The following is a 9,125-nucleotide window of genomic DNA, read 5'->3' as shown; positions in this document are numbered from 1 at the left end:
GTCCATCTCCATCACGTCAACATGCCGGCCTTCCATGATTGCAGCGCAGTGTTCGCAAACCCCACAAGGGTCTGTCGTCGGTCCGCCGTTGCCGTCTGGCCCGATGCAATTCATGCCTTTAGCAATGATCCGCGCTGTCGTTGTTTTGCCGGTGCCGCGAATGCCCGTCATCATGAAGGCCTGCGCGATGCGATCGGCCTCAAACGCATTCCTCAGCGTCCGGACCATCGCATCTTGGCCCACCAGATCGGCAAAAGTCTCTGGCCGGTACTTGCGGGCGAGCACTTGATAGGTGGGTTGGTCGGACATGAGTGGCCTTGACTGGATTCGCGCGAACTGTGGTAGGTTACGGGGTCAGTGCGAAGAGGTCTACAGGCCAAGGGTCAGAATGATGTTGGTCTGGCGCTGGGTGCGGGGTATGCCGCAGTGATGGACTATGAGATTTCAGAGATTGCGGTCGGTGGCGGCACAATCGGCATGGGCCGGATGCCCGGTCGCGGGGGTCACTATGCACGCGATTGGTCCACATTAGTGCGTTGGGCGCCTGACATAGTGTTGACGCTGACAGAAAAGCACGAGTTGGAGCGGTGCGGCGTATCCCAGCTTGGGCCGGAATTAGAGGACGCGGGCATCGGGTGGGTTCATTTGCCTGTCGTTGACTATGGAACGCCAGCGGATGGCGCTTGGCCCGTAATCGAGGCGCAGCTTTTGGATGCGCTTTCCAAGCAACGGCGGATTTTCGTCCATTGCTTTGGGGGGTGCGGGCGTACCGGCATGGTGGTGCTGCGTCTGATGGTTGCTTTGGGGGCGGAGCCAAGCGCCGCTTTGAAGCGTTTACGCTATGTACGGCCCTGCGCGATTGAGACTGACGCGCAGTTTGCTTGGGCGGCTAAGAAAGACACCTAGCGGCCTTTCTTTTTGATTGACGCCTTCACCATCTTCCCGAACTTGCGCTGCCGCTGGTGGGCTTTGGCCTGTGTTTCAGTGGCGTAGTAGTCTTCGCGCTTCAGCTTTTGATAGCGCTTCAAGCGCTCTGGGCTGATGTCACCCGCTTCAACCGCCGCAGTCACGGCGCAGCCCGGCTCCCCTTCATGTTTGCAGTCGCGGAATTTGCATTGGTCCACCAATTCGGAAATCTCTGGGAAGGTCGCGTCGATGCCATAGCTGACGTCGGCCACCCCCAACCCCCGCATCCCGGGCGTATCCACCAGCCAGCCCCCCGTCGGCAGGGCATGCAGACTGCGGCCCGTCGTGGTGTGCCGACCCCGCGCGTCATCCTCTCGGATGCCGTGGGTGGCGGCATTCCCACCCGTCAAAGCATTGGTGAGCGTCGTCTTCCCGACGCCGGAAGAGCCGACCAGCGCAACGGTCTGCCCCTTGCCACACCACGGACGCAACATATCGGCGCTATCGGTTTGCTTGGCGTTGAGGGCTAAGACTTCCAGATCACGGCTCAGTTCTTTCGCCTGATCCACAAACGTCGCAGGATCATCTGTCTGATCCGCTTTGGTGATCAGGATAACAGGTGTGACCTCGGCATCATGTGCCAGCGCTAGATACCGCTCCAACCGTGCCACATTGAAATCGGCGTTGCAGGACGTAGTGATAAAGAGCGTGTCTATATTTGCTGCGATCAATTGGCGTTCGCGAACGTGGTGTTCCGATCCGCGCTGGAGCGTGCTTTTGCGATCAAGGCGCCGCACAATTCGGTGCTCTTTCGGATGGGCCAGCACCCAGTCCCCTACCGCGATATCGCCTGTGGAGGTGCCCGTTTCAGTGACAAGCGCCATCGATCCGTCTTCGGTCAAAACGGACACGCGATCGCGATGCACGTGGCTAACACGGGCGGGTGTCGTGGTTTCAAGCTCGTCCAGATCAAGCTGGGATAGAAAGACCGGAGACCAGCCGAGGTCGATCAGAGAATGCGTGTTGGTCAATGGAATGACCTCAAGTATTCGACTAAAAGCAGCTTGGATTCAGCCGCCAGTACATCATCCAATCGCAGTGGCAATGTCAGGTCAGCGCAACACGACGGATCGTTGCATTGCAAGTGTCATGAACATCTCCGTCGCTTAGGGGCGCAGTGCGCCGGTGCCAAAGGTGAGAGGCTGACATCGACCCAAGCGGGGCTCGTTGTGGCTGCTTCCTTCCGGACCTGACCAGGTTGGCGAGGCGCCTGCCCGCGCCAACCTCTCACCGCTCATATAAGATCAACCGGACGCCTACGCAAGTTCTGGCAACCTCAGGGTCAGCCGCGTTCCCCCAGGGATTTTTTCCGTCCGAACTTTTTGATCCGGTTCGGGATGTTCGGGTAGCCAATGGGTTGGCAAATCGATGGACAACTCCGTTCTTGCAAGCGCTGAAAAGCGCCAGAATGAGTTCTGCTTTAAATCGATAACCTCCTGCGATTGGCAGAAGTCCCGTACCAAAGATCGAATATCGGTGTCGCACCGCCACAGAATGTCTTGATCGGGGGCGGCCAACAAATCCCCGCCATCGCGCGCGCGATGGCTGCTGACAGCCACAATCACATCGTCCTCATCTGAAAGGTCATCTTCATGGAATTTGAGGACGGGGATTAGCGCATTCGGTTCATGTGGCGGTTTGGAGGGGTCAATTTCGTATTCGACCCTACAAATATGAACCAACTGGTAGAAGGCAACACCGTTGTTGTTCAGTGTTTGACCTGCTTTTCCTGGAACAACTGTTGAGAAGAACGCTGACGCGTTGGCCAGCCACTCGCGTAGTTGCTGGCCAGGGCGGCGTACAGTGCAAATCCCACTGTTAAACGGCGCAAATACATAAAGTTCTCGCTCACGAAAGGCTGTGCCGTCCGTCTGGAGTAACCGTGGCGTGTTCAAAGATCCGCTTGTCCAGAACGAACATCCGGCCGCCAATAAAAGCACTTTGTCGTGTTGCGACCCAACAAGGCCAGAGCGTATCTTGCAAAAGATGGCTTCGTTGACCAACCGAACGGCATCATCGTGACCAAATGCAGCAAAGCGATTGAAAAGGGGTTGGTTTGCTTGCCCGACCACTTTGTCTAAGCCGTTCTGTAGATCGACGCGACTAGGAATGGTGAGCGCGGCTAATGGTTTTGGCACTGCAACCCCTGACGCAAAGCGATAGCGGGCGACCCAATTCGAAATGGACCAGTCCGCTTCTTTCGTCAGTGTGAGGTCCAAAATACCGATGGCTTGGGCATAGACCCCCGGCTGTATGACCGGTTTGCCAAAGTCAAAGGCCGGTACGTCATTGATTGATGGAATGTATTCATGCGTATGGCCTGCGACGATTGCATCAATGCCGTCAATACGGCTGCTCGGCCAAATTGGGTGCTCCATCTCCGGCGTCGCTTTGATTGCGCCTACACCAGAATGGCACAAAGCTATGACGATATCGGCGCCAGCTTCGCGCACGCCACGCGCTGCACGCTCAACCGCAATGACGCTGTCCTCAATGGACACCCGCGCGTTTTGAAGCCCTGTCCAGTCTGTTGTTTGGGGCGGCAAAACACCAACGATGCCAATGGCCAGATCTGTTTGGTCGCCACCCGTCCCAACCGACACATGTTTGATGTATCAACGCACGTATGAGCCAGCAAGTTCTGGACACGTTAGATTTGAGGAGAGAACGGGTGATTCCACTTGTTTTAAGAAATCATGCAGTCGATCCACGACGTAGTCGAAGTCATGGTTTCCGAGTGTGATCGCATCAAAACCAATCTCGTTCATCTCTTGGGCAAGTGGATGCGTCACGCTGCCAGTCAACGCATCCGCCAAAACGGTGCCCTGCAAAAAATCACTATTGTCTAGAACAAGGTAAACTCCATTGCGGCGTTCGTCACGGATAAGGGGCGCAAGTTTTTGGATATCCCTATCAGGGAGCTTATTTTCTGAAATGTCGTCAAAACTGAAGATCTCCATGTGGAAGTCTGTCGTATACACAATTCTTAGTCGAAAATTACTCACATCAATCACCCTCCAGGTGTATTCTTTGGATGACGCAATCATGTGTAAAGTAAAAGGGACGGCAGCTGAAAAAGTCGCATAAGCATCCGATTGCGTGTTCTGGCCCGAACTGTCATTCCTTGCGCATGAAAATCGCAGAACAAGTGACATTTGGGGGCTCTGGCCTTGAACGCGTGGCGGAGCGTCGAGGGAATTTGTCCCAAGATGACTTTACAAGTGCGGAGTACATCGCCCTTTGGCGGGGTAAGCCATTGGTTGTGGGTGGCGCGCTCGCCCGAATGTCCTTTGACCACCCACTCTTGGCTAGCATGCGGGATCCGATACTTCTTGGAGAGGAAGACAAAGGGCTAGTGTTTGCTTGCGATTTGTCAGCGTGGGAACCCACCGAAGACCTCCATCAACTCGGCACCTTTTTGGACAAGACGGAGCAGGTTCACCCCAAAGCGGATGCAGGCGCGGTGTTTGCCGAGCTTAGGCGCTATCTCACGCGCTTATCACGACGCGATGCGGAGCTTGCCGCAACGGCCAAAGCCGTTATGGGCTGGCACCGATCACACCGCTTTTGCGCAAAATGCGGGGAGGAGAGCAAACCCGTCAAATCCGGTTGGCAGCGCGACTGCCTGGCTTGCGGTGCCCATCATTTTCCACGGACCGATCCTGTCGTCATCATGTTGATAACGCGCGGAAATTCTGTCCTGATTGGGCGATCTCCAGGCTGGCCGGAGCGGATGTATTCGCTCTTGGCTGGCTTCATTGAGCCAGGGGAGACATTGGAAGCGGCGGTCCGCCGCGAGGTGTTCGAGGAAACCGGCGTCAGGGTGGGAAGCGTGACATATATGTCGAGCCAACCGTGGCCGTATCCCTCCTCCTTGATGTTCGGCTGCTCTGGCGAAGCAACGAGCACAGAGATCACAATCGATCCCGTGGAAATTGAAGATGCGATCTGGGTCACGCGGGAGGAAATGGCAAATATCTTTTCTGGGCAACACCCCGACATTAGTCCCGCGAGAGAGGGCGCAATCGCGCATTTTTTGCTAAAGAATTGGCTCGCGGATCAGTTGAATTGACCAGGTCATCCGATGAAGTTTAGTACCAACGAAGATATCGAAGCATCGGCCGAGTTCGTCTACGAACAGATGACCGATTTTCAAGCCTATGAGCGCCAAGCCCTTCGTCGTGGGGTGGATGTGCGCCGTTTGGATACAGGCCCTTACAAGGTTGGTTCCGAATGGGATGTCGCGTTCACCTTTCGCGGCACAGACCGAAAAATGCGCGCCCGCATTGATGAGAAAAAGCCGACGATGTCACTGCGTGTTATGACTGACTCTTCTGGCTTGCATGGCACCACGGTGATGGAAATTGTGCCGTTATCGCTCAAACGGACCCGCATTTCGGTCTCGATCGACATCAAACCAAAAACGCTTTCAGCACGGCTGCTTCTTCAGTCGCTCAAGCTGGCCAAGACGAATCTGACCAACCGCTTCAAACGGCTTGTGGCTGATCTCGGGTCAGATATCGAAGAGCGGTTTAAAGCAGAAGCCTCTTAATCCCTCTCTTTCCGTCGTGCAGCTGCGGGATAAACCCCTAAAAGCGCAAGGTGATCGGTAAAATAATCCAATTCCTCCAGCGCGAGCTGAAGGTTGTGGTCATCTGGGTGGCCTTCCACTTCGGCATAGAATTGCGTCGCGGTGAAATAGCCGCCGACCATATAGCTTTCCAACTTGGTCATGTTCACGCCATTGGTCGCGAACCCGCCCATTGCTTTAAAAAGCGCAGCAGGGATGTTGCGGACGCGGAAGACAAAGCTGGTGATCATCCCGTGTGAGCCACGGATTTTGAAATCCGGCTCACGACTCATTACCAAGAATCGCGTGGTGTTGCGGTCATGATCCTCAATGTGGCGTGCCACGACGTCCAAATCATAGATGTCTGCAGCCAATTCAGAGGCTAGCGCCCCATGTGACGGGTTATTTTTTTCCGCAACCTCACGGGCGGCTTTGGCATTGTCCGTGCTGGCAATCGCCTCGATTCCGTTGGCGCGAAGGAACTGCGCGCACTGCGGCAGGATGACAGGATGCCCGTACGCCGCTTGGACATCTGACAATTTCGCGCCCTTGGGTGCCAAGAGGTTCACATGAACGCGCACGAACGCTTCATCCACAATGTGCAACCTGCTTTCGGGCAGCAAGGAATGTACGTCAGCCACCCGCCCATAGGTCGAATTCTCAACCGCGATCATGCCAAGGTCAGCGTCACCCTTTCGGACCGCTTCAATTGCATCGACAAAGGTAGGGCAGGGCAAAGGCTCATGATCGGGCCGCGCAGCAATGCACGCCTCGTGTCCATAGGCACCTAATTCACCCTGAAACGCGATTTTCTGCGACATCAACGCGTCCTCCCTAACGACAAACTCGATGTTTTCCCATTTTGGGCATTTCGTCGCGCCAGTATACCTTGCAACTGTCATTGGGAACCATGTAGACAGCGCGAAAATATCGAATGGACTGGAAACGCGACATGTTCGACACAATGACATTGACCAAAGCAGGCGGCGCTTTGTGCGGCTCTTTGCTGGTCTTTCTTCTGGGCGGCTGGGCTGCTGAAACGATCTACCACGTCGGTGGCGATGACCACGGCGACCACGGTGATGGTCATGCACAGGGCTACCTGATCGAAGTGGCAACTGAAGAAGTTGAAGTCGCCGAAGTGGAAGAGGCGATCGATCCCGCAGTGCTACTCGCATCCGCAAATGCCTCAGACGGCGAAGGCGTTTGGCGCAACTGCCAATCATGCCACGCACTTGATCCAGGCGTGAACGGCGTTGGTCCATCACTCTACGGTGTCGTGAACCGCCCCGTCGGTGCAGAGGCTGGCTATAACTACTCAGGCAGCCTTGTGGCCGTGGCCGACGTTTGGACCCCTGAAAACCTCTTTGCGTTCCTAGAGAACCCAGGCGGCTGGGCGCCAGGCACAGCGATGAACTATCGCGGCTTGCGCAAAGCAAAAGACCGCGCAGACCTGATCGCATATCTCGACAACCTCGACGACTGATCGACTGGCACCCTTGATTTTGAAAGCCGTCTCGCCTGAGGCGGCTTTTTTCGTTCGAAATTGGGCAACGCACGGTGCATTCACGCTCTGTTCACAGAATCTCAACTTGAAAATTTGCCAAACGCGTCGTTAGCTTCATCTTATCACTACAAAGTCACCACGAACCGGAGAGCCCCATGAAGAATCGCCCTGTTTCTGCCGTGAAAAGCCGCGCTGCCGAGCGGAGCGGCCTTAAATGGAAACAAGCCCTGCTGGGGACTGCCATCCTCGCCGGTGGCGCACTGTGGGCGCAGGACGTGCTGGCAGACAGCCACGAAACTATCATCGTGAGCCACGGCTACACCAATTTTGGTGAGTTGAAATACGGGCCGAATGTGCCGCTCGACTACGTCAATCTCGATGCGCCTAAAGGTGGTGAGATCGCTGTGTGGGCGCAGGGCAACTTTGATAGCTTCAACCAATACGCCCGTGCGGGAAGCCCTGCCAGTCTCAACCAACTGCCTTACGAAAACATGCTGGTTGGCACCGCTGATGATCCCTATGGCAGCTATTGCTATCTCTGTGAAACGATTGAATACCCCGAAAGCCTCGATTGGGTGATCTTTTACATCCGCGATGACGTCACATTCTCCGACGGTTCACCAATGACCGCAGCAGACGTCGAATTCACATTCAACTTGTTCCAAGAGCAAGGGATCGTCGAATACCGTAACGTAGTCAGCCAGTATATTGCTGATGTCGAAGTTTTGGACACCTACAAGATCAAGTTTTCATTCACCGAAGAAGCACCGCGCCGCGACGTTGTTGGGTTTGCAGGTGGCACACCGGTCTTTTCAAAGGCGTGGTTTGAGGAAACAGAAACACGCTTGGACGAAGCATCATTGGAGCCATTCTTGGGCACGGGTCCATATCTGCTCGACTCCTTTGATATCAACCGCCGCATTGTCTATCGCAAGGATCCTGATTGGTGGGGCACCGATGTCCCCATCAACCAAGGCCGCAACAACTTCGAAACGATCCGCGTCGAATACTTTGCCGATGGCTCTGCGGCATTTGAAGGCTTTAAGTCTGGTGCTTACACCTTCCGTAATGAAAACAGCTCCAAACAATGGGCCACAGGCTATGATTTTCCCGCGCGTGAAAGCGGCTGGGTCAAGGTTGAAGAATTGCCCGACGGATCCATCGGTTCAGGCCAAGGGTTCGTGTTCAACCTAGACCGCAAAGAATGGCAAGACCCGCGGGTCCGTAAAGCGATCTCTTTGATGGTCAATTTTGAGTGGATGAACGAATCCCTATTCTACGGCCTCTACGCACGGCCTGAATCCTTTTGGGATTTCTCCGATTTGAAAGCGGAAGGTATTCCAAGCGCTGAAGAGGTGGCTATCCTGCAGCCATTGGTCGATGAGGGCCTGCTCGATGCGTCAATCCTGACGTCAGAGCCGGTGATCGGCCCCGTGTCAGCCACCACAGACCGCCCGCTTGATCGCCGCAATCTGCGTGCCGCCTCCGCCCTTTTGGACGAAGCAGGCTGGTTTCCAGGTGAAAATGGGGTGCGTATGAAGGATGGTGAGACGTTGACTGCAGTCTTTCTACAGTTCTCGCCTCAATTCGACCGGATTGTGAACCCGATCATCGAGAACCTGATCGCACTTGGTGTCGATGCAAAGTTGGAGCGGGTGGACACGTCCCAATACGTTGAACGGCGCCGGTCCGGTGACTTCGACCTTGTGAACCACTCACTTGGCCAAGGCTATGAGCCCGGCTCCGGACTGCGCCAATGGTTTGGGTCTGAGACAGCCGATGACAGCTCTCGCAATATAATGCGGTTGCGGTCTGAAGCGGTTGATCGACTGCTGCCTGTTGTCATCAATTCCATTACGCTGGAGGAGTTGAACACTGCCACCCGTGCGTTGGACCGTGTGCTGAGAGGTGAAGGCTTCTGGATCCCACAATGGCAGAAGGACGTTCACACGGTCGCCTACTACGACATGTTCCGCTATCCTGATCCGCTTCCACCGCTCGCGCTCGGAAACCTGGATTTCTGGTGGTACGACGCTGAAGCGGCTGAGGCCCTCAAAGCGGCTGGCGCCTTCTAAGCAGGTA

General features: G+C 55.4%; 9 protein-coding genes, 1 other RNA gene and 1 pseudogene. 5 read left to right on the top strand and 6 right to left on the bottom strand.

Annotated features, from left to right (window positions below):
* Positions 1 to 309: pseudogene (locus ACTF5F_RS07910) on the bottom strand (DNA polymerase III subunit gamma/tau); the annotation flags it as partial.
* Positions 310 to 357: 48 nt separating this feature from the next.
* On the opposite strand from ACTF5F_RS07910, the gene ACTF5F_RS07905 reads away from it, so the two are divergent.
* Complete coding sequence (locus ACTF5F_RS07905) at positions 358 to 906, top strand: phosphatase domain-containing protein (RefSeq protein ID WP_438956329.1); 549 nt, start codon at positions 358 to 360, stop codon at positions 904 to 906.
* On the opposite strand, the gene rsgA is transcribed toward ACTF5F_RS07905, so the two are convergent.
* The 4 genes from rsgA to ACTF5F_RS07885 all read right to left on the bottom strand — a co-directional run bounded on the left by rsgA (position 903) and on the right by ACTF5F_RS07885 (position 3,926).
* Complete coding sequence (gene rsgA / locus ACTF5F_RS07900; protein WP_438956328.1) at positions 903 to 1,937, bottom strand: ribosome small subunit-dependent GTPase A; 1,035 nt, start codon at positions 1,935 to 1,937, stop codon at positions 903 to 905. The genes ACTF5F_RS07905 and rsgA overlap by 4 nt on opposite strands.
* 161 nt (positions 1,938 to 2,098) lie before the next feature.
* Positions 2,099 to 2,196, bottom strand: an RNA gene (gene ffs, locus ACTF5F_RS07895) — signal recognition particle sRNA small type.
* Positions 2,197 to 2,222: 26 nt separating this feature from the next.
* Positions 2,223 to 3,569, bottom strand: a complete 1,347-nt coding sequence (locus ACTF5F_RS07890; RefSeq protein ID WP_438956327.1) for a 5'-nucleotidase C-terminal domain-containing protein — start codon at positions 3,567 to 3,569, stop codon at positions 2,223 to 2,225.
* A gap of 12 nt (positions 3,570 to 3,581) precedes the next feature.
* Positions 3,582 to 3,926: a hypothetical protein gene (locus ACTF5F_RS07885; RefSeq protein WP_438956326.1), complete on the bottom strand. Its 345-nt coding sequence runs from the start codon at positions 3,924 to 3,926 to the stop codon at positions 3,582 to 3,584.
* Between the two features lie 170 nt (positions 3,927 to 4,096).
* Here ACTF5F_RS07885 and nudC point away from each other — a divergent pair, with 170 nt between their 5' ends.
* Both nudC and ACTF5F_RS07875 read left to right on the top strand, forming a co-directional pair.
* Positions 4,097 to 5,038 carry an NAD(+) diphosphatase gene (gene nudC, locus ACTF5F_RS07880; protein WP_438956325.1) on the top strand — a complete coding sequence of 314 codons (942 nt, stop codon included), beginning with the start codon at positions 4,097 to 4,099 and terminating at the stop codon, positions 5,036 to 5,038.
* Positions 5,039 to 5,050: 12 nt separating this feature from the next.
* Positions 5,051 to 5,518, top strand: a complete 468-nt coding sequence (locus ACTF5F_RS07875; RefSeq protein ID WP_438956324.1) for an SRPBCC family protein — start codon at positions 5,051 to 5,053, stop codon at positions 5,516 to 5,518.
* Here the strand turns inward: ACTF5F_RS07875 and ACTF5F_RS07870 are convergent.
* A complete protein-coding gene (locus ACTF5F_RS07870) occupies positions 5,515 to 6,357 on the bottom strand; it encodes a prephenate dehydratase (RefSeq protein ID WP_438956323.1) in 843 nt (280 codons plus the stop codon). The genes ACTF5F_RS07875 and ACTF5F_RS07870 overlap by 4 nt on opposite strands.
* Positions 6,358 to 6,488: 131 nt before the next feature.
* Here ACTF5F_RS07870 and ACTF5F_RS07865 point away from each other — a divergent pair, with 131 nt between their 5' ends.
* Positions 6,489 to 7,022, top strand: coding sequence for a c-type cytochrome (locus ACTF5F_RS07865; RefSeq protein WP_438956331.1), 534 nt, complete (start codon positions 6,489 to 6,491; stop codon positions 7,020 to 7,022).
* Positions 7,023 to 7,198: 176 nt separating this feature from the next.
* A complete protein-coding gene (locus tag ACTF5F_RS07860; RefSeq protein WP_438956322.1) occupies positions 7,199 to 9,118 on the top strand; it encodes an extracellular solute-binding protein in 1,920 nt (639 codons plus the stop codon).
* Positions 9,119 to 9,125 lie beyond the last annotated feature (7 nt).

It is taken from the genome of Cognatiyoonia sp., from assembly GCF_965661665.1.
Classification (GTDB): domain Bacteria; phylum Pseudomonadota; class Alphaproteobacteria; order Rhodobacterales; family Rhodobacteraceae; genus Cognatiyoonia.
The sequence above is the reverse complement of the archived record's forward strand: the minus strand, read 5'-3'. Positions and strand labels throughout refer to the sequence as shown.